The sequence below is a fragment of the Chryseobacterium oranimense genome (assembly GCF_900129755.1).
Taxonomy (GTDB): Bacteria; Bacteroidota; Bacteroidia; order Flavobacteriales; family Weeksellaceae; genus Chryseobacterium; species Chryseobacterium oranimense.
Genome location: NZ_FQWT01000001.1, coordinates 771,218 through 796,232 on the forward strand (window position 1 = coordinate 771,218; position 25,015 = coordinate 796,232).

General features: G+C 35.6%; 22 protein-coding genes. 14 read left to right on the forward strand and 8 right to left on the reverse strand.

What is annotated here, in order from left to right:
* Window positions 1-652 precede the first annotated feature (652 nt).
* Window positions 653-1,663 carry a glutaminase A gene (gene glsA / locus BUB03_RS03490; protein ID WP_073060329.1) on the reverse strand — a complete coding sequence of 337 codons (1,011 nt, stop codon included), beginning with the start codon at window positions 1,661-1,663 and terminating at the stop codon, window positions 653-655.
* Window positions 1,664-1,945: 282 nt separating this feature from the next.
* Between glsA and BUB03_RS03495 the strand changes: the two genes are divergently transcribed.
* Window positions 1,946-2,362, forward strand: coding sequence for a hypothetical protein (locus BUB03_RS03495; RefSeq protein WP_073060332.1), 417 nt, complete (start codon window positions 1,946-1,948; stop codon window positions 2,360-2,362).
* A 237-nt stretch (window positions 2,363-2,599) separates the two neighbouring features.
* Here BUB03_RS03495 and BUB03_RS03500 read toward each other — a convergent pair whose 3' ends face one another.
* Window positions 2,600-3,049 carry an Hsp20/alpha crystallin family protein gene (locus tag BUB03_RS03500; protein ID WP_040999725.1) on the reverse strand — a complete coding sequence of 150 codons (450 nt, stop codon included), beginning with the start codon at window positions 3,047-3,049 and terminating at the stop codon, window positions 2,600-2,602.
* A gap of 318 nt (window positions 3,050-3,367) precedes the next feature.
* On the opposite strand from BUB03_RS03500, the gene BUB03_RS03505 reads away from it, so the two are divergent.
* Window positions 3,368-4,066 (forward strand): DUF1826 domain-containing protein, encoded by a 699-nt coding sequence (locus tag BUB03_RS03505; RefSeq protein WP_073060340.1) that lies wholly within the window; start codon window positions 3,368-3,370, stop codon window positions 4,064-4,066.
* An 87-nt stretch (window positions 4,067-4,153) separates the two neighbouring features.
* Window positions 4,154-4,636 (forward strand): cupin domain-containing protein, encoded by a 483-nt coding sequence (locus BUB03_RS03510; protein WP_073060343.1) that lies wholly within the window; start codon window positions 4,154-4,156, stop codon window positions 4,634-4,636.
* A gap of 84 nt (window positions 4,637-4,720) precedes the next feature.
* On the opposite strand, the gene BUB03_RS03515 is transcribed toward BUB03_RS03510, so the two are convergent.
* Window positions 4,721-5,617 (reverse strand): helix-turn-helix domain-containing protein, encoded by an 897-nt coding sequence (locus tag BUB03_RS03515; protein WP_073060346.1) that lies wholly within the window; start codon window positions 5,615-5,617, stop codon window positions 4,721-4,723.
* A 160-nt stretch (window positions 5,618-5,777) separates the two neighbouring features.
* Entirely contained in the window at window positions 5,778-6,785 is a 1,008-nt protein-coding gene (locus BUB03_RS03520) for an aldo/keto reductase (protein ID WP_073060350.1), read from the reverse strand.
* 263 nt (window positions 6,786-7,048) lie between these two features.
* Here BUB03_RS03520 and BUB03_RS03525 point away from each other — a divergent pair, with 263 nt between their 5' ends.
* The 11 genes from BUB03_RS03525 (at window position 7,049) to BUB03_RS03575 (ending at window position 17,622) form a co-directional block, all read left to right on the forward strand.
* Entirely contained in the window at window positions 7,049-7,645 is a 597-nt protein-coding gene (locus tag BUB03_RS03525) for a TetR/AcrR family transcriptional regulator (RefSeq protein WP_228417752.1), read from the forward strand.
* 65 nt (window positions 7,646-7,710) lie between these two features.
* Window positions 7,711-9,114: a dihydrolipoyl dehydrogenase gene (lpdA, locus tag BUB03_RS03530; RefSeq protein ID WP_073060353.1), complete on the forward strand. Its 1,404-nt coding sequence runs from the start codon at window positions 7,711-7,713 to the stop codon at window positions 9,112-9,114.
* A 24-nt stretch (window positions 9,115-9,138) separates the two neighbouring features.
* Window positions 9,139-9,573 (forward strand): GNAT family N-acetyltransferase, encoded by a 435-nt coding sequence (locus BUB03_RS03535; RefSeq protein WP_073060356.1) that lies wholly within the window; start codon window positions 9,139-9,141, stop codon window positions 9,571-9,573.
* 119 nt (window positions 9,574-9,692) lie between these two features.
* On the forward strand, window positions 9,693-10,160 hold the full coding sequence (locus BUB03_RS03540) for a VOC family protein (protein WP_073060359.1): 468 nt from the start codon (window positions 9,693-9,695) through the stop codon (window positions 10,158-10,160).
* A complete protein-coding gene (locus BUB03_RS03545; protein ID WP_073060362.1) occupies window positions 10,157-10,987 on the forward strand; it encodes a class I SAM-dependent methyltransferase in 831 nt (276 codons plus the stop codon). Before BUB03_RS03540 ends, BUB03_RS03545 begins: the two co-directional genes overlap by 4 nt.
* The gene (locus BUB03_RS03550; protein ID WP_083538864.1) at window positions 10,977-11,672 is read left to right on the forward strand and encodes a hypothetical protein; all 696 of its coding nucleotides are present in this window, start codon (window positions 10,977-10,979) and stop codon (window positions 11,670-11,672) included. Before BUB03_RS03545 ends, BUB03_RS03550 begins: the two co-directional genes overlap by 11 nt.
* 103 nt (window positions 11,673-11,775) lie before the next feature.
* Window positions 11,776-11,997, forward strand: a complete 222-nt coding sequence (locus BUB03_RS03555; RefSeq protein ID WP_139258753.1) for a hypothetical protein — start codon at window positions 11,776-11,778, stop codon at window positions 11,995-11,997.
* A gap of 340 nt (window positions 11,998-12,337) precedes the next feature.
* Window positions 12,338-13,225, forward strand: coding sequence for a hypothetical protein (locus BUB03_RS03560; RefSeq protein WP_073060368.1), 888 nt, complete (start codon window positions 12,338-12,340; stop codon window positions 13,223-13,225).
* A 457-nt stretch (window positions 13,226-13,682) separates the two neighbouring features.
* Window positions 13,683-15,152: a helix-turn-helix transcriptional regulator gene (locus BUB03_RS03565; RefSeq protein WP_073060371.1), complete on the forward strand. Its 1,470-nt coding sequence runs from the start codon at window positions 13,683-13,685 to the stop codon at window positions 15,150-15,152.
* Window positions 15,153-16,488: 1,336 nt separating this feature from the next.
* Window positions 16,489-17,052 carry a hypothetical protein gene (locus BUB03_RS03570; RefSeq protein WP_123892192.1) on the forward strand — a complete coding sequence of 188 codons (564 nt, stop codon included), beginning with the start codon at window positions 16,489-16,491 and terminating at the stop codon, window positions 17,050-17,052.
* Window positions 17,053-17,085: 33 nt separating this feature from the next.
* On the forward strand, window positions 17,086-17,622 hold the full coding sequence (locus tag BUB03_RS03575; protein ID WP_206541003.1) for a hypothetical protein: 537 nt from the start codon (window positions 17,086-17,088) through the stop codon (window positions 17,620-17,622).
* Here BUB03_RS03575 and BUB03_RS03580 read toward each other — a convergent pair.
* The 4 genes from BUB03_RS03580 to BUB03_RS03595 are packed head-to-tail and all read right to left on the reverse strand — an operon-like array spanning window position 17,619 to window position 24,940.
* A complete protein-coding gene (locus BUB03_RS03580; protein WP_048506387.1) occupies window positions 17,619-18,149 on the reverse strand; it encodes a hypothetical protein in 531 nt (176 codons plus the stop codon). The genes BUB03_RS03575 and BUB03_RS03580 overlap by 4 nt on opposite strands.
* A gap of 4 nt (window positions 18,150-18,153) precedes the next feature.
* Window positions 18,154-23,037 carry a P-loop domain-containing protein gene (locus tag BUB03_RS03585; protein WP_073060373.1) on the reverse strand — a complete coding sequence of 1,628 codons (4,884 nt, stop codon included), beginning with the start codon at window positions 23,035-23,037 and terminating at the stop codon, window positions 18,154-18,156.
* Window positions 23,034-24,107, reverse strand: a complete 1,074-nt coding sequence (locus BUB03_RS03590) for a ComEC/Rec2 family competence protein (protein ID WP_048506385.1) — start codon at window positions 24,105-24,107, stop codon at window positions 23,034-23,036. The genes BUB03_RS03585 and BUB03_RS03590 overlap by 4 nt, the downstream gene beginning before the upstream one ends.
* A gap of 14 nt (window positions 24,108-24,121) precedes the next feature.
* Window positions 24,122-24,940: a hypothetical protein gene (locus BUB03_RS03595; RefSeq protein WP_073060376.1), complete on the reverse strand. Its 819-nt coding sequence runs from the start codon at window positions 24,938-24,940 to the stop codon at window positions 24,122-24,124.
* Between the last annotated feature and the right edge of the window lie 75 nt (window positions 24,941-25,015).

The window sequence follows — 25,015 nt, forward strand, 5'->3', positions numbered from 1 at the left end:
TCATAATTTAAATTTAATAATAAATTATTAACAATAAATTATTATGAATTTAAATAAAATTAAAAAACACAGTTTGAGTTTTCATTCTCAGAAACGAGACAGCACAATTAAACAGATTCAATTATAAATGTTTATAATTGAACATTACCACACAAATATAAAAATAAAAAATATAATAAATCAATAATAAGAGAATTATTTTTTCCAATATTAAAAAAATATAACACACTTAAAAGGTGTATAAAATCTACAAAATCTGGGTTTGCCGATCCGGTGAAAAGAATCATCAAATTCATAATTTCGAAAAAAACAGCAAAATCCTGTACCATTTTCACAATAAAAAATAACGTTACCCGAGAGTAACGTTATGAGAACAAGAAGATTACAGAATTATTATGATTATCCACCGGAGTTATTACACAAGAGACAACTTAAGATCAATCTCTGTTTCCGCTTTAGCTTTAATTTGATAGTATTAACGAGATCTCTGAAAAGGCTCTGATCCCTGTTACGAAAGAACTGGAGTTATGTAGCCAGCACTGTCACCTTACACAAGATACGAGCATTGCTTAAAACTGGTGAAATACTGCCTGTAGGACGTTCAAAATATAAAGATCTGAAAAATAAAATGGTGTGATGCCTGAAAAGACCTTTAAAACAGGCTGAGGTCATACTGCCTCGCCAGATCCAAAATCATGTGATAACCGGCTGCAGAATTTCCATGCTTATCCAGAGCAGGACTGAAAACACCGATTCCCATTTTTCCGGGAACACTTACGGTAATTCCGCCTCCAACGCCTGATTTGCTGGGAAGACCTACGGTTCTGGCATATTCTCCGCTGAATTCGTACATCCCGGCAATAAGCATCTGCGACAGGATCAGTCTTGACATTTCTGCATTTTTATACCTGTCATCTCCGTCAAAACGGATACAATCGTTAGCAAAAAAATAACCAATTTTGGCTAAATCTTCAGCAGTTAGTTCTATAGAGCACTGTTTGAAATAATTATCCAGCTGATCTTCATTTCCTGAAATCAATCCGTTATTTTTCATCAGGTAAAACATTCCCCGGTTACGGTGCCCGGTAGATTTTTCAGATTGATAAACGGAGGTATTGTACTCAATTGTCTGGTTTCCGGTGATATACCGAACCATATCCAGGATTTTAAGAAATGGCTTTTCGCCTTCTCCGGAAATTAAGGAGGTCGTAAGGATGGCTCCGGCATTCATCATAGGATTTAACGGCTTGCCTGTGGTTTCAAGATTGGAAAAATGATTGAAAGGCTGATCGGTTCCGAAATAGCCCATTTTATCAAAAACACCAGCTTCTCCATTTTCTTTGACAGCAATCATTAATGCAACGATCTTGGAAATACTCTGCATGGTAAATTTTTTGTAAACATCCCCTACATTAAGTACTCTCCCATTTTTCTCTACCACTGAAAAAGCAATAGCCTTAGCATCCATTTTCCCTAATTCAGGAATATAATCAGCTACTTTTCCCTGGGTATAATAGGTTCTGTTTTTTTCCAGAATACTGCTTAAGGTTTTCTCTGAAATTGTTGGTATCTCTGCGGTTTTCTGAGCATACATGGTATTAAAAGAAAGAAAAGCTGCTATACAGATTCCTTTTGCAGAAAGTAAGAAACTATTGTTATTCATAAAGGCATTTCCGGCTTATATTTTATCATCAACTACGGAAAACAAAGATAAAACTTTTCATCCGTTACCTGCAATTCTCCTAAAAATATCAGCTTTCAAGAATGATCTGTACGGGTTAGGTATTTTTACCCAAACCTGTAATTGGTCATTTATACTCTAAAAAAGATGCGTTCTTCTTTGTTACTTTGAATTACCATTAAACGCCATCCATAAAGGTTAATCCTTAAACCGGCACACTGGAATATCAGAAGTAAAAAAACTAACCAACCAAATACATTCAACATGGAAACAACAAACGTAAGCGGAACCGCGAATTCATCCGGCCAACTTCAATTGGGCGGAGGCGCTCAGTTCTGGGTTTATCTTTCACCTCAGAATGATACTGCCAAAATGATCTCTACATGGCGTGTTACATTTTCACAGGGCAACTGGAACGATTCAATTTCAAGCGAAAATCCGACAAAACAAATTCATACTCCCAATCTTTCAGGAATTTTTGAAATTAAAGTAGAATTATTAAGCGGTTCTACCGGTACATGGAGACAGATCCCACCACAGGCGGGAAGCTATAACGAAATAGGCTGCAATTCCAACTGTGCTTCTATGGTAGGGATCGTTGCGGACAGCACCAACCCTGCCCCCGGAGCTATTAATGCCCATTTCTGGACAACCTGGGATGCCATGTGTAAAACACAGTAAATTACCGGCTGACCATTCAAAGAATACATAAAAGCTGCCTCATTTTTCAATCATGAGGTGGCTTTTTATGGTTTAAAAGATATCCCCGTATCATATTTCTGCAACCAAATGTTTATTTCATCTTTTTATATTTTTTCACCAACTTATGTCAAAAAAATATTAATCATCAACAACCAGATTATCGGTTGAACAAAAAAATAGCTGCTTAATAGCAGCCATTTTTCTTTCAATTTATTATTATGAAATCTCAATGAGTCGCGGAGGTTTCCGTTTTGCGTCTTCTTTTTTAGGAATGACCAACGAAAGCAACCCGTTTTCATATTTCGCATTAATATTATCCTGGTCAACAACATCTTTTGGAAGCTCAAAACTTCTCTGAAACGATTGGTAACTGAATTCCCTGCGGGTAAAGTTTTCTTCTTTCGCTTCACTTTTATTCTTCTTCATTGATGAGATTGTCAAAAGGTTACCATCCAGTTTAATCTCAAAATCATTCTTTTCCATACCCGGTGCAGCTACTTCCACTTCATAGGCATCTTCATTTTCCCTGATGTTAACCGATGGAACGGTTGTACTGGTTGATGAATAATTGCTGTTTCCCCAGTTAAAAAGCTCACGATTAAAAAAATCATCGAAGAGGTTTGGAAGAGCAGAATTGTTATTCCAATTTCTTTTAATAAGATTCATAGTAATGTCTTTTTAAATACGTTAAACAATTATTTAATAACTCATTAGCCGGCCGGCTGGTATGTAAATATCAAAAAAAATACCGGCAGTGAAAATGTGAATTTTTTTCAGAAAAAGTGACAAAATTTCATGAAAAATTGTCATAATCATTTTTAAACCAATACATTAACTCATGTAAGATCATGAAAATCAAATTAATTTCTTTTTAATTTTAAGTCTGATTTTCGTTTAGTAATTTTACAATGATCTTACCGGTATGTTCTGCCCTATTTCTTATTTTTGCATAGAATTGAGCCACTCAGCTTTTCCTTCCGAATTATGAACGATAAATTTCCCGACAACAATCAGATTCACACGGTCTCTACCTTTTCTGAACTGGTAAATACAGATTTCCAGGCTGCTATGAATGCGGTTTGCTGGTACAGGAATTTAGCCGGAGATTTTAAAGAAATTGTAGCTAAGCTTCAGCTGAAAGAGAATATTACAGAAGTTTCGGTTGATGATCTTTCGGCGCTGCAATTATCTCAGGAAGGCGATATGGCGAGGGAAATTATACTCAATGATTTAAAGTTGTTAACTGATTTCGGAGCATCACCTTCACTTAATTTACTTAAAAATTATGAGCGGGATGAGGAATTCGATTTCATTTCCACCGATGTATATTCGTACCACGTCGACCGATCGCCCATTGGAACCGATACTTTTTTATGCACCTATTATGGAGCTGCAAGCGATATCCTGCCTAATAGCCAGGCTGAACAAAAAGTTCTGATCCCTGAAATCCGTGAAAAGCTGAAAGAATTACATGACGGTCCGGAAACTGAGTTTGAAGCTTTCCTGAAAGACTGTTTTTTTGACCTGCATTATCAGCCCAAACCCGGTGCAATGCCTGTAAATTTAGGATCAGGACACCTTTGGCGCCTGGCAGTAGATCATCCGGCTCAAAAGGCTTTACCCTGTATTCATAGGGCTCCTGTTGAAAATGATGGTGAATATAGATTATTGCTGATTTGTTAACTATTGATTCATCAATGAATACTATTTTGCCTTCACTTATATAATTTTGATCAATTGATATACATTATAAATTAATACCTAACCAACATGTCTGATACCGTTATATTATCTGAAGGAACAGAATTCGATCACGTTATAAATGAGGTTTCCAAATACATTCACCTGTATGTAATGGCTTTTGAAAAAGAAGAACGAACCATCACGCGCATTGATAAACGTGAAAATATGTACGGAGGAAACGGAACCGTATACCTGATTCAAATGTTCGGTCAAAATGAGCTGACCAATAATCGTCTGGCTGCTTATATGGTTTTATTGAACAGAGGTGATGAATCGGGATTTCATACTCACAACGAAAGAAATGAAGAGGAATTATATGTCGTCATTCATGGGACCGGCGAGTATCGTGAAAGAACCGGCACCCAAGGGCCGGAACGAAAAAAAATACTTCAAAAAGGAGATATTACAGCCATCAGCTCTATAGGTTATCATTCTATTGAGAATACAGGGGATGAGCCATTGATTATGTTTGTTATTACTACTAATAATCCTTTAAATAATAAAGCTTAAAATCCTTCTCAGGTAAGCTATAAATATTAACAGCGTCTTGTCTTCATTCACAGAGTCCCTGTTAAAAATGAATCCGGAACTGTATTAATTGAAAGATTGCCTGAATTCCAATGGCGACATATTGGTTTTCTTTTTAAAGAGTGTACTGAAAGACTGCGAATGTTCAAATCCCAGTTCGTATGCAATTTCGCTGATGGAAAGCTCTGTTGTCGAAAGTTTCTCTTTTGCTTTACTGATAAGCTTCTCATGAATATGCTGCTGCGTATTTTGCCCGGTATGAACCCTCAAAAGATCACTTAAATAATTCGGAGACAAATTCATGGCTTCTGCAATTTGATGAACGGTTAAAAGGCCGTTTTCAGATACCTTTTTATCAAAATAATCATTTAAAAATGATTCAAATTTGGCTAACAGCTGATGGCTGCCACTTTTCCGGGTAATGAACTGCCTCTCATAGAACCGTTTAGAATAATTCAGCAGCAATTCAATCTGCGATAAGATAATTTCCTGAGTATGATGGTCGATATGCTGGCATTCCTTATCTATTTTTTGCAGAATTTCAAGCAGATCATTTTCTTCATCTTCAGATAAATGCAGGGCTTCGTTCACGGCATACGAGAAAAATCCATAAGATGAAATGGTTTTTGCCAAAGGATGTTTCAGCAGGAAATCTTCATGAAAAATAAGCAGATAACCAGTATTTTCACAATCCATCGTCTTCAGATCCAGGTACTGAACCTGATTGGGTGCAGTAAAGCTTAGCACTCCCTTATCATAATCATAATGCTGCTGGCCGTATTTTATTTTTCCTTTTGCATTACGTTTCAGAGCGACACAGTAGTATTTGCTCACAAAACCTTTCCAAACCTCATCTTCAATGAAAACACTTTCATAAAGATTGATCACGCTTACCATGGGATGCTTTGGCTCCGGGAGGGAAAGCAACTTGTGAAATGCTGAAATGGATGGTATGGTATTCATTACTTCTAAACTTTTTATTTTATGGGCATCAGTCCGATTTTTTGTTCCGCTTCACAGCTTCGTACAGCCAGATCGCAACACTATTGATTCCAGATATCAACCTCATAGTTTACAGAGACCTATGAGGCTGAATTTTATTTTAAGAGATTAAAATTACAAATTAATAATCCAATAATCCCATCCCGAATTCATCATAGGTTGCTCCCGTATCTGTTCCCAAAGGTACAATACTTTCCAGTTTCAGGATTTCAGATTCATTCAGTTGAATACCTGCCGCTTCAATGTTCTGTTCAAGGTATTTTCTGCGCTTCGTTCCCGGAATAGGAAGAATTCCTTTACTGATAATCCATGCCAAAGCCAGTTGAGACGGAGTAATATTCTTTTCGCTGGCCAGCGCTTCAATCGCTTCCACCAGCTCAATGTTTTTATGAAAGTACCGTTCCTGAAAACGAGGAATCCCTCTTCTGAAATCATTCTCCGGCAAATCATCAATAGTTTTAATATTCCCTGACAGGAATCCTCTTCCCAAAGGTGAATACGCTACAAAGCCAATTCCCAGCTCATTTAATGTTTTGATAACGCCTTTCTCCTCAACAGTTCTTTCAAAAAGAGAATATTCACTCTGTACTGCAGTAACCGGATGAACGGCATGGGCTTTCCTTACCGTTTCAGAAGATACTTCCGACAAACCGATATAACCGATTTTTCCTTCTTTTACCAGATCACTCATGGCTCCGACAGTTTCCTCAACAGGTGTATTTTTATCAAGACGGTGCATATAATAAAGGTCGATGTAATCTGTTTTTAGGTTTTTCAGGGAACGTTCCACCGATTTTTTTACATAGTCTTTTGTTCCGTTGATTTTCCAGGTGACCTGCTCGTTATCATCAATCTCCCAGCCAAATTTTGTTGCAATAATATACTGATCGCGTTTACCTTCAATAGCTTTTGCAATCAGCTGTTCATTTTTAAACGGGCCATATAAATCGGCAGTATCCAGAAAATTCCCTCCTAATTCCAGAGAACGGTGAATGGTGGCAACAGCTTCTTTTTCATCTGTTTTTCCATACATATCTGCATCCCCGAAACCCGTCATTCCCATACATCCCAAACCAATATTCGGAACCCTTAATCCCTGACTTCCTAATTTAACCTGATCTAATTTCATATCGTTGATTTTTATTGGTACAAAATTGGGCAGAAATTAAAAACCGGATGTATGCAAATCCTTGATTGTCGTATGCAAATTATCTATTTTTATAAGTAATCAAAAATTTCAAACGAATGTAAAAAATAATGACAGACCCTATCATATTACCTGAGCAGCAATTAAATTTTATTTCTACAATATTCTTTTCAACATAAATATTAAAAAAAGACCGATCGTTTTATTTTTTTATATAATTTTGTCATGAATTAAATTTCCTGTTGATGAAAATGACAAAATCTGAAAATACCAAACGGTTAATTATCGAGAAAACTGCATCAGTTTTTAATACGAAAGGCTATGCGGGAACATCAATAAATGATTTAATGGATGCCACGGGGCTTTCAAAAGGCTGCATATATGGCAATTTTCAGAACAAAGATGAGATCGCACTGAGCGTTTTCGATCACAACTTTGGTAAGGTGACACAACATATGAAAGAACGCATCCTGGCAACTGATAGTTCGATAGAAAGACTGCTGGTTTACCCCCAAACGTATAAAAATTATTTCAGATATCCCTATTTACAGGCTGGCTGCCCCATTTTAAATACCGCTACAGAGGCTGACGATACGCATCCAAAGCTAAAAGAGCGGGCACAAAAGGCACTGGATTTTTGGAAGACATCCATTGAAAACCAGATAAAACGCGGTATAGAAAGAAAGGAAATAAAGGAAGATACTGACCCAACAGAATTTGCAGTAATCATAATTTCAATGATCGAAGGAGCCTTTATGCAGGCAAAGGTCAATAACCATATGACAGAGCTTAAAATAGCAATGTCCTTCCTGGAAAAATTAATTAAAAATCTCGGGGTATAATTTTTTTTGCTTAAAAAAAGACCGATTGGTTTATTTTATAAATATTGTATTAGAAAAAGAACAAAATGGAAGAATTTGATATTACCGTTATCGGATCAGGTCCTGGCGGATATGTAGCAGCAATAAGAAGTGCCCAGCTGGGTTATAAAACAGCTCTGGTTGAAAAATACAGTACGCTGGGCGGGACCTGTACCAATGTAGGATGTATCCCCACCAAAGCGCTGTTGGATTCCACCCATCATTACGCAGATGCAGTTAAGAGTTTTGAAAATCATGGCATTGAATTTAACGATCTCCGACTCAATTTTGAACAGGTCTTTAGACGTAAAACTGATGTGGTAGCTAAAAATACGCAAGGCCTGGACTTTTTGATGAGAAAGAACAAGATTAAAGTTATAAAGGGCACAGGCACTTTTCTCAACAGTGAATCCTTAAAAATAACACATGATGATCAGACACAAACTGTTATCAGGTCAGGTAAGTTTATTATTGCTACCGGATCAAAACCCGCAACTATCCCGGGTGTTTCTATAGATAAAAAAAGGATCATCACTTCTACTGAAGCGTTGGTTATGAAAGAAAAGCCGGAAAGCATGGTTATTATCGGCGGCGGTGTAATTGGTGTTGAAATGGCTTCAATCTTTAACAGAATCGGTACAAAAGTGACCATTTTAGAGTATGCGGATAATCTGATTGCCAATATGGATCATGAATTGGGCAGTACATTAACTAAAATTTTAACAAAAGAAGGGGTAGAAATCAGACTTAACGAGGCGGTTTACAAAACTGAGAACCTTGGTAACAAAGCCAAAGTCTATTTTAAAGATAAACAAGGCGCTGAACAGGAATTAACTGCCGATTATATTCTGGTAGCCGTGGGCAGAAAACCTTATATCGCTGATCTGGGTCTGGAAAATACAGGCGTCGAGATGAATGGTAACGGAACCATCAAAGTAAACGAACTCCTCGAGACTACCGCTCCCAATATCTTCGCTATTGGTGACGTTATAGGGGGTGCCATGCTGGCTCATAAAGCAGAAGAAGAAGCTGTATTTGTGGTGGAGAGAATAAACGGCCAAAAGCCGCATATACACTATGACCGCATCCCGTCCGTTGTTTATACCTGGCCGGAAGTTGCTTCTGTGGGGGCAACAGAAGAAGAATTAAAAAAGCAGGGATTGGAATATAATATCGGTAAATTTCCGTTTGCAGTCAATGCAAGGGCAAGAGCGGGGATGGAAACCGAAGGTTTTGTCAAAGTTCTTTCTGATCCGAAATACGGCGAACTTTTAGGCGTACATATAATAGGTGCCAGAGCGGCAGACTTGATCGCACAGGCAGTGGTTGGCTTAGAATACGAAGTTACGGCAAATGATATGGCCTCAATCTGCTATGCTCATCCAACTTATTCAGAGGTACTGAAAGAAGCCTATACCATTGCATCGGGAAGACCATCACTCAATATTTAAGTAAGTAATATCAATTTTAAGATTATGTCACAACAAACCAGGCTCGCCACTCCCGAAGATTATCCAAGAATCATGGAAATCTGGGAATCCTCTGTAAGGGCAACTCACGATTTTTTGCTTGAGGATGACCTTTCCTATTTTAAACGTACCATCCCGACTGATTATCTCCCACAGCTAACCGTATATCTTCTTATGCTGCAAGATCAACCAATAGCATTCGCGTCGGTATCAGAAGGAAACCTGGAAATGCTGTTTGTTCACAATGACTACCGCAGTAAAGGTTATGGAAAGATCTTATTTCAATTTATGGATGAAACGAAAGGGATTACAAAGGTCGACGTTAATGAGCAAAACCATCAGGCCATTGGTTTTTATGAGAAATTGGGATTCCGAAAAACAGGGAGATCCGAGAAGGATGGCTCAGGTAAAAATTATCCTATTGTTCACATGCAAAAGTAAAAATAGCCTTTTACGATGTTAAACAGTTCGCCGAACAACTTTTAAGAGATAATTTATACAAAGAAAAAATGTCTATTTTATCTTTACTTTAAAATAATTAGTAACTAAATATATAAAAAATGATTGAGGGATTATATGAAACACACATTCAGGTAAGTAACCTGGAAAATGCAGTTCGGTTTTATACCGAAGTACTGGGATTAGAGTTTGCACATTATGATGAAACCAGGCCGATTGCATTTCTTTGGATCGGGGAAAATAAGAAGGCCATGCTTGGTCTGTGGGAACAGTCAGGTAGTATTCACAAGAGACATTTTGCTTTCAGTTGTTCCAAAGATTTTATCCTAAAAGATGCAAATATTTTTTTAGAAAAAAATGAGTTACAGTCCTATAATTTTCTGAAAAACGGCAGCAATGAACCCATGGTTTTTGCGTGGATGCCGGCGATTGCGCTTTACTTTGACGATCCGGACGGAAATCAGTTGGAGTTTATCCATATTTTGGAAGGTAAAGGAAAGCCGGAACTTGGTGTCCTAAGTTACGAAGAATGGATAAAAATAAATTCAACCCATCAGAATGAATTATGAATATAGAGGATAATTATTTAGAAATCAACCGCCAGTCGTGGAATGCCAGAACGGAAACCCATATCAACTCTGATTTTTATGATTTAGACGGTTTTTTAAAGGGCAAAAATTCATTGAATGCTATAGAACTGAATTTACTTGGAAATCTGTCCAACAAATCTGTGCTGCACTTACAATGTCATTTCGGGCAGGACAGCATATCTTTAAGCCGCCTGGGAGCTGACGTAACCGGTGTAGATCTATCAGATGTGGCAATAGCCCGGGCCCGGGAATTGGCAAAACAGACTCATTCCTCTTCAGAATTTATTTGCAGTGATGTTTACGACCTTCCCAATCATTTGGATCGTCAGTTTGACATCGTTTTCACAAGTTACGGCACTATTGGATGGCTTCCGGATCTGAACCGTTGGGCGGAGATCGTTTCGAAATTTTTAAAACCCGACGGTACATTTGTTTTTGTGGAATTCCATCCTGTTGTATGGATGTATGATGCCCGGTTTAAGAAAATTGAATACTGGTATTTTAATTCCGGCGCCATTATAGAATCTGAGAAAGGAACGTATGCGGATAAAGAAGCAGAATTAGAAGTCAAAACAATCGGCTGGAACCACAGTTTAGGCGAAGTAATCAACAGCCTGATACAAAACGGACTCAGAATAACTTATTTTGAAGAGTTTGATTATTCGCCGTACAATAATTTCAATGATTCGGTAGAATCTGAACCAGGTAAGTTCAGAATTGCTCATTTAGGCAATAAGATTCCAATGCTGTATGCTCTGACTGCCTCAAATCAACTTCTTCCGGACAAAAAAGAAAATGAAATTTGACATTTGTCTGAAAAATAAAAGAAACACAGCTCATTTAAATTATATGCTTTTTAGGTTAATATTTCTTCATCTGTTATTTCTTCCATTAGCCATTAGTGCTCAAAATACCGCCCCAAAAGAGTATGTATTTTTTTTGCATAATAAATTTTTGGAGGGGCATCCACTGGATGAACCACATCCTAAATACGGTATCTCCGCCTATACAGCTATTTTAGAAAAACTTCAATCAAAGAATACTGTAATAATCGCTGAAAAGAGAAAGCCTGATACAGATCCTAAAATCTATGCAAAAAAGATTATTCTGAAAATTGACAGCTTAAACCTATGTGGAGTGCCTTTTGATCATATTTCTATCATTGGAACTTCCCAAGGTGGTTATATCGCCCAATATATATCCCGATATGCCAAAAACCCCAGGTTGAAATTTGTTTTTATTGGTTCTAGCTTTAAAAATGATTCGATGAATTTGGACAAAAAGTTTCGTTTATATGGAAAGATCCTGTCAATTAATGAAAAAACCGACGTGGGTGCCGAGTTATTATCAAGACAGCTCAGATTTAAAAATTCTAATTTAAAAACTTTTAAGGAAATCACCCTGAACACAGGTATGGAGCATGGCTTTCTGTTCAGGGCCCTGGACGACTGGATAATACCCACCAATAATTGGATAAATAATAACCTTTAGATATTACATGAATGAAAGAAGTAACCACGATCTTTATTAAAAGCTTAAAAAAGCAACAGACACCAACATCTAAACTTCTTAGCAAATAACCAGAACAATACATATGACAAAACTATCAATACTGGAGTATCTGAATAGGATGATCAAAGGTGAAATTACCGATGACATGCATACCCACATGCATTACCCGACACAGATATCAAAGACATTAGGCATAAACATTATAGAAGTAGGTTTAGGTACAGCAACTGTACAGATCAATACAACAAAAGAAAAACACAGTAACCAGCAGGGAACCATTCATGGGGGCCTGCTTTGCGATTGACAGGCACAGCAATCGGAACGGCACATTCAACCGTTATTCCGGAAGATGAAACTTTTACATAATTCCAACTTTAAAAAGTTTGAAAAATTAATAAAAAAAAGCAAACTTCTCTATTCTCAATTGATAAATATTAATGGTGAGAGGTCAAAAAAATGAAGAATCTATTACTCAAAATGGACACAAAAGTGAGTAGCTTACAACAAATCTAAGTAAGTTTTTATTTTTAAATTCATTGATTTTCAAAAAGTAGAGATAAACGGAGATAAGTAGTAGAACATATGATGGCTAAAATTTTGTAGTATCTAAAACTGCCTTTAATTTTGCAAAAAAAAGTTGTATAATGAAAAATAAGATTATTCAGTTTGCATTATTGAGTATAGGATTAAATACTTTTGCCCAAGTAGGAATTAACACAACTAGCCCAGCAAGTACAATAGATGTTAATGGCTCTTTCGCTACACCGTACAGAACACTACCTGTCTCCTCTGAAAGCGAATCAACTTTAACAGACACTGATTACTATATTAATTATACCGGAAGTAGTGATTATACGTTGCATCTGCCCTCTGCCAACACAACACTTCCCTTTAAAGGAAGAGAATACGTTGTTCGCAATCCTACAGATAAAATTTTGACCGTAATTCCAGTTGGAAGTGAAAAAATAGATATTGCAGGATCAGAATCCTCAAGTATATCCGTGCCTAAAGGATATGTAGCCTCCTTTAAGAATACAGGAAATACCAGCGGAACAACATGGGTCTTAACTTCTCTTTCATTGAGCGGGTTGCCTGAGGATCAAAAGATATTAAAATATGCAGCAAAAACTACGACTCCTATTAATGCTTCTACACCCACTGAATCTGAAACATGTATAGGAGTGCTGTGCATACGTTTTGCAGGAACTTCTCCTAGTGGATATCAGAGCGGTGGGAGATTTCAGGTAAAATTTGATACACAGACTAATTATTCCTTTTCCCGCTGGCTGTTTGGAGCCGGCGCAAATGCAACTTCCGGGGCGGGAGGATATGGAAGGGGAAATATTGCTGCCAATACATGGCTCGATCTTGATGCTGATGGACTCAATCCAAGCAATGATGATATGACCTCTTACATTATTTCAGCTATTTCTCCACAAAAGATGTATAGAGTAAATACGATCTTAAGCAGCGATAAATCAAACCCTTCAACACAGTCAGTTGTTAAAATATTTATTGAGGAGCTGGAATAATGTCTTCTATTTTGATGAAAAAATTTAAAAAAGGAAAGATTCTAAAACACATTTTTAAAAGTGAATTCTAAAAAAACACATTCACATAGAACAAAAGTTATAATCAGGAAAGAACTTACGTATAGCTACACTTAACACGATACATCAAATGTACTGTTCATTAAGCTCAGAAGCGCAGACAATCTTTCCTGATGTAAACTTTTGATAGACAGTTCGCTTGCTTAGCTTTTTGATGCGCATCAATGCATTTGATGTGTTTTTTTCTCTTCAACAAAGGTATATAATTATTCAATGAATATATTTTTACTCTCTGTAAAATATTAATATTCTCATAATAATTTTATCTTTGCAAACCTTATTTCGTTCCTAAGCTTAAGCTTATAAATGTTTGGATACAATAGAGAAACGCTATCTTTAAGCATTAACAAGACCTATTTTTTTATATTTTTTCTGACAGATGGGAAAAATCATATTCTTTTTTTTATTATGTTTCAACACGTTATCGCATGGTCAAGTTTATACAAAAAAATCTGATAACCTTTATGATACCGTATATTCAGCTGACACATTCTCAAAAAAAAGCGAACAAGATCTATTGCAGACTTGTAATGACATATATACAGAATCAATCAATAAGCATGATGGTAAAGGAGCGCTACAATCCATTACAACAATCATAAGGGTTTACAGTGAACTTGATGACCAAGTTAATGTGCTTAAGAGAATTGAAGAAGCCATATCTCTTGCCCAGAATGAAAAGGATTATTACAGATTAAGCCTGCTTTATTATTATATGGGACGAGCTTTTTTACATGTGGGATTATACACCAAAGCCAGAAAGGCTTTCGACATTGGCTTAGAAACAGTGCCCAAAGCTGGTTCAAAAGATAAAGCTCATATTTTAAAATTACAGCACTATGGTGGCATAGCAATGATCTTTGAAAATGCTACTCCACCAGTTGGAACACCAAGGACTCCATTAACAGATTCAATGACGTATTATGCGAAGAAAGCATACCAGGAAGCTAGGCTGATAAGTCCTAAGCATCCAGAAAAAAGTCGTTGGCTTGGTATAAGAGCAAGGATAATTGGGTCAGTGTTGATATGTACTTTATATTTCGAGGAAGGGGGCCAATATCTTAATGAAGCAGAAAGTTTATTATCAACCCTAAAAGATAAGCGCTTTATGATCAGCCTGTACAGATTTAAAGGACTGTTAGCCTACAATTCAGGACTTCCCAACTCCAATCAAAAAGCCCTGGCTCTTTATGAAGAATCATATCGCCTGGCAAAGATTTATGATATTCCTGCTGAAACTTATTTTATTACAGATGCCCTCGCCAGTCTATACTCAGAAATGAAAATGTCCGTTCCAGCAAGATTACGGGCAGATGACAGTAAAAAGGTAAAGTATGAGATAGATCAAAATGAGCGTCAGGCAATACCAATTGCAGAGAAAATAAATGTAATGTCCAGCAAGAATTATAATTCCGATAAACTTTTTTATATAATAGTTCCATTCACAATTATATTTGCGGGAGGCTTTATTTACTACAATATAAAAAGAAGAGGCAAAAAGGAGGTAATTCGAGAGGATATCAATAATTTTAAAATCACTAATATCAAGTCCCATACAGAAGATATTAGTCAGCTATTACAAATGGCAAAAGAAAATGACAGGACATTTTATATTATCTTCAAACAGGTGTTTCCTGAATTCCAAAATAAATTGCTTAGTATCAATGGCGAACTTACTGCCGCAGATCTGGAATTGTGTGCATATCTGAAACTCAATCTGCAAACAAAAGAAATAGCCATGTACAAAAATAATACGGTCTCATCTATCGACAACAAAAAATCCCGACTGAGAAAAAAACTGAATCTTTCATCAGAGACAAATCTGTATGTTTGGATTGACCGGATCTGATCATTGAATGTTTTTAAACACAACTTTAATTTAATCTTTTGATTATCAACATCTGGATAAAAACAAAGATGAATAGTAGAACTTGATGGCTCAATATCTGCCTATGACTGTTCCAAATTAGCAATAATGGTAACGTGGTTGGTCACAATTAATTATAGACCAAGAGGACTATTTGGGCTTCTTTATACGAGGATATATTTGAACTCATAATATTTTATTTGCGTGAGGAATAATTTAGCTTAAGGTCTAATATCTTAAATGACATTATATCTTCCAGGTTGAAAAATAAAATATTATCGGTTTGAGGAACAAATCTGAGCAAAACTAACCAAACTTTAAAAATCTCATACTAAATTATATTTCTTTAAATCATCTGGTAATCAAAAGATTGTCTTATTTAGTTATTACAATCAGGTTATTTATTTCCCGATACAGAACTTGGAAAGTCCTAGTTTTCAATGGTCTGTCACCATTGAGGGACATATAAGGGATAAATTCGCACAAACCAATAATAACTCTTACAAATTTACGGATTTTATAAAAATGAACAAAATATAATAGAAACAACTTTCATTATTTCCCACTGTAATTCAAGAAATTATTGTCAATTTTTTAGGAAGCATAATGATCAAAAAATGAGTTATATTTTGACGATTTGATAATAGTAAAAATTGCTCATTTCTGACAGATTTTTAAGTTCATACTTGTGTTTAAACTTTATAATTTTAAAAATGAGGGACAAAATGCCCAGTTTATAAGTAAGTTTTTTTTGCGTATATAACTGTTATTCAGTTAGTTATTGATATTATCTTATTTTTCTCAACGCATTGATAATCAGCTTAATAAAGTATTTAATAGTTTTTATTTATCCAAAAATAACTTTAGATCGGTGGTGAAATCACTGGTGAATTCACCATCGTTTTTGTGAATTAAAAAGACGTTTTGTATCACAAGATGAAATATTTGTGAAGAAGTAAATGATTTATTTGCTGATGTTTTATTTATTTTCTGATTAACACCATTCTTTTTTTACTCGTAAGTTTACAGCTGATTCCTCTGTTAAAAATTTAGTTGAACACACTAACGATTTGATACGCATTATCATTCTTCTAATTTTACTATTTTTTTATATCTTAGTTATCTATAAAAGCGACCAATAATGAAAAGTATTTCTCAACTTATTTATCGATACCTAGAATCAATTCTGAACATCGGGTCTATTTTCAGATTTATAATCATATTGGTTGCCATATGCATGTTTGTATTATCATTTATTGCATTTATTTCAACTCAAAGGTTACTGTTCGAAAATCATTTCGACTTTTCACCTGATGGTATGAGTTTTTACATTAATCAATTCAGCAAATTTAATGGATTGTTTGCCGCAACAATCACAATCATACTCGCTTATTACGGTATTGAAAGGCTTAAAGCAGCAGAAAGAGCAAATATTGACAAGGTTAGACTTGACCGATATTCTGATTGGAAAACCATCACTGATGCTAGAATTGATGTCGTTAAAGACGAAAATCCATTATTCAGGAGAGAGTTTATCAACATTAGGTATCAGCTTTTTGAAGATTTATATCCCGCTTTTGCGATTGAAAATAAAAAGCAATTACGAGCTCTTTTTAACAAATATTTTGCGAATTTAATCCCAGCATTTGAATCAAATAATAAAAAACAACAAGGTTGTGGAGGAATATACCAATCTGCAGCATATACTTATTTTGGTCAAAATTTTCTTTTTGTTTTCCTTGGAAGTGTAATTGGAGTGAAGTATGATAATGCGACGGAAGATCTTTTGGAAATGTATCTTGCAAGTCTTCCGAGCGACAGAATTATAGATTCTCTCGCATATCAAAGCGCTTTAGAGCGCTACATTAAATACAATAATTAATTTACCCTTTTCTCCCAAAAAAATAAAGCAATCATGAAGGATTATTATCGCCTAACAACTTCCAAAAAGCAAGAAATAGCTCAAAACCTAATTGATATTTTTGAGAAAGATATCATACCTTCAGCCGATACAATAACCTTTATCTGTAACTGGGTCTATACGGACCGAAGTGAAAAATTTAAGGCTTATTATGACGTATGGGAAATTGTATTAAGAAATTTCATCCCAAAGACGAAACCTATACTGATCAGAAGCATTCCCCGTAGATCTAAAGCAGAATACATTGCGAGCTTTACAAATACGGCATATTCGGCTGTAAGATTCGGTGAGCGAAAAGGCTATTGGATTATATGCGATACAAAAGATTGTCTGCCATCATTGGAAATCAATAAAGGGAAATACAGAAATACCTTTTACCCCCTTAGCGATGTATTAAAAAAAGCAAAAGCTAATGGCGGATACGGTTTTTCTGACCGATTTCTACGAGACTACGGCGGCGAAGACGAATACATTATGAAAATAGACTATTCAGTGATGCAATTATTAAAATACATAGATTATAAGTACTAAACTATGTTTTCTTCCAGGAATTCCCTGCCGTTTTGGAAAAAACGAATATCGTATTTGCCCGTATTCTTTTTAGTTCCAAAAATTATTGCTATACCTAATTTGTAATTGTAATGATTACCAAGAAAATCAATGGTTAGGTGTTCAAGTTTAATCAGGTCAAATTCTTTATGTTTTCTTGTATGGCTGTCCTTTTTTACTTCGATTACAACTAAGTTATGGTCGTTTGTCTGCCTTCGATGAATAATGATGTCAGGACTTATTTTGTAATTATCATTTTCATTTGGTTTAAAACCTATTTCCATCATGCGATTTTCTGCTATATCCAGCGCCTTCCTATCATTTGGCTTATCTATGTCACCATTATATTCGGGATCAACGTCGAACTGGGGGAAAAAAGGCTTTAAATAAAAGGCCAGATGAGTAGAAATATTAAGTTCATTAAGACCTCTTGCTAGATTACCAGTTTCTTTTTCAAGTAGAACATTTATGGCGTCTTTGATATTTTTTACAATGATTTCTATTTTCATATTTTTATTTGTACTGTATTAATTCATCTTTCAACATGTATGCTTTTGGGGAAATGATAGTTATTAGAAAATCCAAGATAAAGAGATAATCAGCCAGCAATTCTTTGTTAGTTTTTATGTCGTTTCCATATTTGTAAAAAGCTTTCTCAGCGAAGTTTTCCAATAGCTTCCTATTCACTTCGTAAGCATTTTGGCTTTTAAGCATCAAGGCCACCCAACTTAAAGATTCCGGCATAAACTGCTGAAAAGCCACACCACTCAAAAATTTGATGCACTCGTTTATTTTGTTAAATCCATATTTGGTAATAAACTCTTTATAATAAAGGCTTTTTCCTTCAAGCACATGCCAATTTTCCGATTCCGCAGTCCAATCAAGATCCATAAAAAAGAGCGGTATGTAAACCGTTGTTTCATTCTCAAGTGTCCACTCTCGTAAAACATCCCAGAGTGCCCAAAAATTATCTTTAGGTGAGCCATTTGCAACAGACCGGATAAATTCTTTGAGGAGCCGATACAAATAATTTGTTACATCAGTGGTATTTAGCTTTTTGTCTTCAGTTATGGTAAGATTCAATAATTCCTTAAAAAGAGGCTTTGAAATTTCAACGGATTGTGAAAGTAAAAATCTTGGATAGAAGAACGTGAATGCATGTCTACTTTCAAAAAAATCAGACTTGCTCCAAGATTTTTTGTCTCCTAAAAATTCCAGGTGAAGTTTAAGAACTTCTTGTACCATGTTATGTTGTTCCGCAACTGTCGTTGTCCAAGGTATAATGCGCAGAGCATCATCAAGAAGCCAGTGAGTGGGCATATCAAGAGTGAATGATAGTTTTGCAGGTTTTTCAATACTGCCATTAAGAACCACTGTTGTTAAATGATCCACAAATTCTTCCTCCTTTACAACATCTGTATTCTTATTTTCCGTTTCCTCCCCGTACATCCACATAGCATCCCTGCGGCGTTGTTCAATAGAATTCATTTCTTTTTTGTATTCTATGAAGGATAACAGGCCATACCAGCAATTTAATACAAAATCAGGATCATCTTTTACGAGTTGATGTGCTATCCCAGCTTGAAGCGCAATTCGTTCCTGTTCGTCCAATCCACTTATAAGCAATCGAAAAATTAATTCCTTTATTTTCAGTATAGTTTTTTCGTCTGTTCCGTAATTAATATTATATGAAAGACCAGTAAGAGCCGCCTGCTTACCAAAAACGTCAAGATACATATCCATAGATTCTTGGCCCATCAGATTTTTTTCTGCAAAGTCCATGATTATTTTCCGGCACCATACTAATTGCTCCTCGTCCATTTCTGTAAAAAAATCGCGTAAACCTAATGATGCCATCAGAGTTTTCGAAGTCATAAAATCAAAGTGACCCTTTGATTGTTGAATATAATCATATCCTTCTCGCCACTTTTCGTAATGGTGATCATCAATAGGTTTATTGTCATACGCATCTTTTGCCCAGATAACATTAACAGCTGGTATTGTGTCAAGATCATTAGTTTCTGTCACATTTTTTCGAACTTCCTCATCATAGGCTGGTTGAATCTGGAGCATTTTTTTACCGTTATATTCAACTGGTATAAATTGGTATTTACGGGCATCCATATCAAATAGAAACTTTCTCCATTGAAATTCCTCAGCTGGAGCCTGTTCCCACATTTTATCAATTTCCTTATATAATAGATCATTATGGGTCCGATAGATAAACATATAATCAAAAACAAAACCTACGAGGCCCTGATAGTATTTTCGCCGGTGAACTTTTGAATTGGACTTGGTTCTTTCATTTTTCTCGTATTCATCATCATTGAATACTTCATTAGTATATAATTCTGACATCCATCGGCTTGATTCCCACCAGAAAAAAATTGGTATACCTAATAAACAAACCGAATTTTCATCTAAAAGTTCAGGATGTGCTTGTATTACACTTATCGTAATTCCCAGAAATGCAACATTGTTAGATTCTTTGATAATTTTTTGAAGGTACCCTTTTAATTGTTGATCTGTTGTTTCCCCAATTAAGTCTAAAAGTCCAGCTTCAAGAGCCATTAATAAGGAGGCGATATGCCGGTTTTCAGATCTTTTACTTCGATACATAGACCAATAGTCATAGGTCCCATAATAAGACTTCGAAGTGCCATCGTGGAAGCTTACGGTAATATCTTCAATATCCTCACCTTGCGATTTTAAAACGCTTTGGTTTTTTTCAAACGCAGCATTTAAAAAAATGATAATGAAATCTAATGCTTTATCTGGATGATAGAGAAACATCCAATAAAAAAATGTGTGATAGGCACTTGGAAAACCATGTTCGGTATTAAATCGTCGGCTCAAACCGAAATCCCTTGCATCGGACCTACGAAAATGGATAGGAGTATAAGGTGGTCTTCTATCTTCTTCTTTATTTAACCAATCTTCCCTCGCAATCTCCAATACATCATGTGGGAAAAAACGGCATATTTGGTCAGCCATGACGCCTTCAGTAATACATTTTCGAATTTGATTTAAAAATTGGATATTATTCCATCGCTCATTTCCAACATGTGGGTTTTTAGCAGCCTGTATTAAGTTTTCAACTAACGAAGGGTCCGAAGCGGTCAGTTGAAAGATTATTTTTACATAGGGCTCTAATACCGAGCTCACTGAATCATATTTTACCGCTCCAATAAATGCTTTCTGAACTCGATGAACGAAGTCTTCCAAAAAGTTGGCAACACTTTTGGCACATGATGGGATTATTTGAGGATTGAAGTCAGGTAGTTGTTTCGACCACGCCTCAATAAGTGCTATGTATTCGGTATCGATTTTGAACGATGAAATTGTAGCATAATTATCCCAAATAAAGTCAATAATATAGTCCCATCCGGAACCTGTTGGCAATAACTGATCTAAACTTTGTTTGGCCGGGTCGATACGTTTACATCCGATCTGGAGTAAAAACATTATCTGTTTCAGGAATCGCCCTTCGTTGTTAAGAAGATTATCTTTTAGTGCATCTAAAAGTATTGCAGCATTCCTGGAACGGAGTGATACAACTAAAAGTTCGTCTTTCCATGATTGCGACAATAAGCTATCTTGCAAAAGTTCATGAACGAAACTTACCGATTTGACCGGCTCAGTAAGGTAGAACTCTTCCATCCACAACCGAAATGCTCTTTTTATTGCAGGGTTATTTTCCATGGATTCTAAGAAAGTTCTACTGTCTGGCATCAGCTTTTTTTGCTCTGAAATAAATCTTATCAGCGCCCAATCCTCTAAAATATCGTGTGAGGGACTATATTCAGGATTTATTCCGATATCGTTCTGTTGTATAATATTGTCCCTCAAAAGTTGAGAAATCGTGTCTTCGCTTCCTGGAAAGTCGGTGAAGAGGCACATTTCTCGTGATCTTTTTACACAAATTTCGTAAAAAACAGCTCCTCTGGCGGTATTTCCATTCTCTACTATGTGCTGCCACATCAACTTCTTAAATTTTATTTCATCTAATTGTTGCTCACTTTCCAGGAAAGGAATAATACGAACTGCCTTGTCAAGATAATAGGGGTTATGAAGTAAATGTTTGATTTTTGGGTTTTCAAGTAATGTTTTAAGTTGGGGGATGGCATCCTGAACTAGTTGTATCTCTCCATCATTAAAATCATTGACTTCTAAATATGTATTATTTTTTGGAAGCTCAAAATAAAAATGAATGCGAAACCTCTGTAATAAATATTCCCTAACTGTTATTAAAAGAATTATGCGCGAATTTGATTTCATAATTTGGAGCAATTCATTAAATGCCCCCGAAAATTCGGATTCTATTAATTTTTCAAAACTTTCAATCCAAATCAAAACATTTCGTGCGGATAAAGGACTACCGACAATTTGTTGGATTGTCGCATTATATCCGGCACTCTTCATCGCTTCATCTAAGGTATTACAGTAGAGATTTTCTGGAGTAAGCGTAATGACAGTATAATCACCTTCGGATTTTAATTCTTTCACGACGGCTTTCGCCAGAGCTGATTTTCCTACACCGGGCTTTCCATGGATAACGACAAGATTATTTTCTTTAATAGCACGAATCAAAAGGGATGTGTCACGATGAACAGTGAATGAACCAACTGTCTCCCTAGTTCTCAAATTAATTATTTCTCTATTTTTATCCATTTTCCCATAACTATCCAATATTTCAGGATTAGTTTCGGGTTTCAATTCTTCGATGAGTTTGAATTTGTTAGGATCAATGAGGTTATTATAAGCTAAAACCTTCGTTGCTATAAATGTATTTCCATCTACGTAAGTATGAATTATTCCTACAAAATAGAGATTTCCGAACAGATCGGCATATGCTCCTGATCCTGAAAGACCAGCTACATTTGACATGGCCTGTTGATAAAAAGTATCTAGTGATCCTTCATGATGCAATGTAAAAATATTCGGATTATGCTTTTTATTTTCAAGAAATTTAAGCGAAAAAGGCTGGTCGTCTTTTTGATCATTAAAATTTGCGAATCCCCTAACTGTATATTCTTGGATAGTATCATCCGCATCAATAACCTGACTGAAAAACCTTTTTCCGGTTAGCGCTACTATATCATTCGCAGGTACAATAATTAAGGCCAGATCTTCTTCATTATTTACAGAGGTTATCACGACTGCAGTATCTGAAAGAACATATGAATGATAGGTCAAAGACTCATCATTAAAAATTTGATCCAGTAGTATTCCTTCTTTAGAATATGTTTTGTTAAACTTTTCTCCAACTAAGCAATGTTTAGCGGTTAAAATATATACATAATCAGTATCAGCATCTGGAAAGTATATAACTGCGGTCCCAATGTCTTCATTGCATTGAATTCTGATGGTAGAAAGCTGGGGTAACTTTAGATTCATATATTGTCAGTGATTTCTTCAAATAAAAATAGTTCGTTTTCGGGACCAATCTCTTTATAGGTAGTTTCAAATTCGTAACACGTTTCTATCTTTGCATCAATTTTAAATAGATCTCTCAATTCCTTTGTGTCACAGGAATAATGAATTTTAATTTTTATTTCGTTTTTCTTTCCATATTCTAATAGCCTTACCAATGCTTCTTTGTCTGGATGTTGATTATGGATTCCGTTACCGGTTACAACAAAATTTTCTGTCTTGACCATTTCTAATAACTCAATACTAGTGTTTGCTTTGCTTCCATGATGAGATAATTGCATAAAGGAGAGCGGAATGGGATTTGTTGAACTGTACCGCAAGGCAGAAAGACTATCTTCAATATCTGAGGGATGGCTATCTGCTAAAAGTAAAGCCGTAATGTCGCCAAATTCAACAAGGGTAGCGATAGAACTGCCATTTACCTCATCCTTATCTTGATGAAACGGAAGGTCTTTAAGTTCAGCTATAGTTTTCGCATGGTCTGACTGTGAAGCTTTTCTTCCAATTTTCATTGTCCGCTCTTCCTCGGTCCATAAATCTTCCGCTTTTTTTTGCTTTTCAGGCGTAGGCGAAAGTATCGTCATTTTCAGGCCAAAAACTTCAATTGGATTTGTTTCCGTATTAATAGACGTTTCAGTTTGAAAATAACTCTTTTTGATATATTCTCTCAATGTTATGCCATCACGGACTGAAATTTTCTCACGGGGTATTTGGATAGGTTCGGAGGTACTGTTAAATATAAATCCCTTAACAGCCTTGGACTTATCTTTTATGGTTTTATCCTGCAGGAAACCTAAAACTGAACCGATATGATCTCTGTCAATATGACTGATTATCCAATAATCAACGATTTCATCAGCAGCTAAAATTTCTTTAATAAGTTGAGCAAAAGCATTTTTATATTCACGAGCGTAACCTCCATCAATTAGTATATTGTGCCAGTTCGAATCTTCTCCTAAAAATCTAATGTGGATTGCATCACCACCTCCCGTGTCGTAATAATGGAAACTAATCTTGTGCGTTTTTTGAAGCATGATTAATATATTTTTTATTGGTTATTTACGTAAACATCAATTAACTTTTTACGTGTTTTAAGGTGCTTTAACAAGTAGGCATCCAAGATATAAAGCTTGACATCTTCATCAATCCTCTTCTTGTCATAATAATTTGCGTCCATAGCTTTTACATAATTTAGAAATCCTTTCAATGGCATCTTTTTTAAGGTCGTATATCTTTTCAATATATAATGTGCATATCTTTTTTTTACGGAGACATACTCGCCAGCAAATTCGATGATAAAAAAATCGTAATGGAGATCAGAATGATAATCAAGTGATAGAAATCCTAATTCCTGCAGAGCAGGAATAGTTCTTTGAAAACGCATCTCGTGAGCGAAATGGACTCGGTCAAAAACATATTTTATTACGTCTACCTCAATTTCGGGAACTTCTAAAAATTTTGCAAGGCATAATCGATGTTGTCCGCCTATTGTAAAGTAATGGTTGCCGTACTGAACGACAGTTTTCGCTTCTTTTGCATTATGAATATGTTCAATCACCGTTTCTTTGGTTGGAAAATTGTCAATAACACGATCCAACCTGCGCAAATCAGTAAAAAACTGTAGCCAATAATATCGCCAGTCTTTTGGTTTATACATTACACAATTGTAGCCATAGGAGTAATCAATCCCACAAATTTTACTGGGATCTATTTTTTCCCTAAACGTTCCGGCAGATATAAAAAAATCAAAGTTTTTGATATGGCTGAAATGGACTACGACGTCATCGTGCCAATTTTGATCATCAAATTTTGGATTTAGGCTTCTTAACCATTCTATTCGCTGTTCATCTGAATATTTATAAGGCATTAATAAAGGCTTTTTAATATCAGGAATATACTAAAATTTCTATTTGAAATTAGAAAAAAATAGTACGATAAATTG

What these genes read in the sequence shown, in the direction of transcription:
- BUB03_RS03510 (WP_073060343.1), top strand. Translation starts at nt 4,154, where the DNA reads ATGTCTGATACCGTTATATTATCTGAAGGAACAGAATTCGATCACGTT.
- BUB03_RS03545 (WP_073060362.1), top strand. Translation starts at nt 10,157, where the DNA reads ATGAATATAGAGGATAATTATTTAGAAATCAACCGCCAGTCGTGGAAT.
- BUB03_RS03570 (WP_123892192.1), top strand. Translation starts at nt 16,489, where the DNA reads ATGAGTTTTTACATTAATCAATTCAGCAAATTTAATGGATTGTTTGCC.
- BUB03_RS03580 (WP_048506387.1), bottom strand. Translation starts at nt 18,149, where the DNA reads ATGAAAATAGAAATCATTGTAAAAAATATCAAAGACGCCATAAATGTT.
- lpdA (WP_073060353.1), top strand. Translation starts at nt 7,711, where the DNA reads ATGGAAGAATTTGATATTACCGTTATCGGATCAGGTCCTGGCGGATAT.
- BUB03_RS03585 (WP_073060373.1), bottom strand. Translation starts at nt 23,037, where the DNA reads ATGAATCTAAAGTTACCCCAGCTTTCTACCATCAGAATTCAATGCAAT.
- BUB03_RS03595 (WP_073060376.1), bottom strand. Translation starts at nt 24,940, where the DNA reads ATGCCTTATAAATATTCAGATGAACAGCGAATAGAATGGTTAAGAAGC.
- BUB03_RS03540 (WP_073060359.1), top strand. Translation starts at nt 9,693, where the DNA reads ATGATTGAGGGATTATATGAAACACACATTCAGGTAAGTAACCTGGAA.
- BUB03_RS03550 (WP_083538864.1), top strand. Translation starts at nt 10,977, where the DNA reads ATGAAATTTGACATTTGTCTGAAAAATAAAAGAAACACAGCTCATTTA.
- BUB03_RS03505 (WP_073060340.1), top strand. Translation starts at nt 3,368, where the DNA reads ATGAACGATAAATTTCCCGACAACAATCAGATTCACACGGTCTCTACC.
- BUB03_RS03495 (WP_073060332.1), top strand. Translation starts at nt 1,946, where the DNA reads ATGGAAACAACAAACGTAAGCGGAACCGCGAATTCATCCGGCCAACTT.
- glsA (WP_073060329.1), bottom strand. Translation starts at nt 1,663, where the DNA reads ATGAATAACAATAGTTTCTTACTTTCTGCAAAAGGAATCTGTATAGCA.
- BUB03_RS03555 (WP_139258753.1), top strand. Translation starts at nt 11,776, where the DNA reads ATGACAAAACTATCAATACTGGAGTATCTGAATAGGATGATCAAAGGT.
- BUB03_RS03565 (WP_073060371.1), top strand. Translation starts at nt 13,683, where the DNA reads ATGGGAAAAATCATATTCTTTTTTTTATTATGTTTCAACACGTTATCG.
- BUB03_RS03560 (WP_073060368.1), top strand. Translation starts at nt 12,338, where the DNA reads ATGAAAAATAAGATTATTCAGTTTGCATTATTGAGTATAGGATTAAAT.
- BUB03_RS03515 (WP_073060346.1), bottom strand. Translation starts at nt 5,617, where the DNA reads ATGAATACCATACCATCCATTTCAGCATTTCACAAGTTGCTTTCCCTC.
- BUB03_RS03500 (WP_040999725.1), bottom strand. Translation starts at nt 3,049, where the DNA reads ATGAATCTTATTAAAAGAAATTGGAATAACAATTCTGCTCTTCCAAAC.
- BUB03_RS03535 (WP_073060356.1), top strand. Translation starts at nt 9,139, where the DNA reads ATGTCACAACAAACCAGGCTCGCCACTCCCGAAGATTATCCAAGAATC.
- BUB03_RS03525 (WP_228417752.1), top strand. Translation starts at nt 7,049, where the DNA reads ATGAAAATGACAAAATCTGAAAATACCAAACGGTTAATTATCGAGAAA.
- BUB03_RS03575 (WP_206541003.1), top strand. Translation starts at nt 17,086, where the DNA reads ATGAAGGATTATTATCGCCTAACAACTTCCAAAAAGCAAGAAATAGCT.
- BUB03_RS03520 (WP_073060350.1), bottom strand. Translation starts at nt 6,785, where the DNA reads ATGAAATTAGATCAGGTTAAATTAGGAAGTCAGGGATTAAGGGTTCCG.
- BUB03_RS03590 (WP_048506385.1), bottom strand. Translation starts at nt 24,107, where the DNA reads ATGCTTCAAAAAACGCACAAGATTAGTTTCCATTATTACGACACGGGA.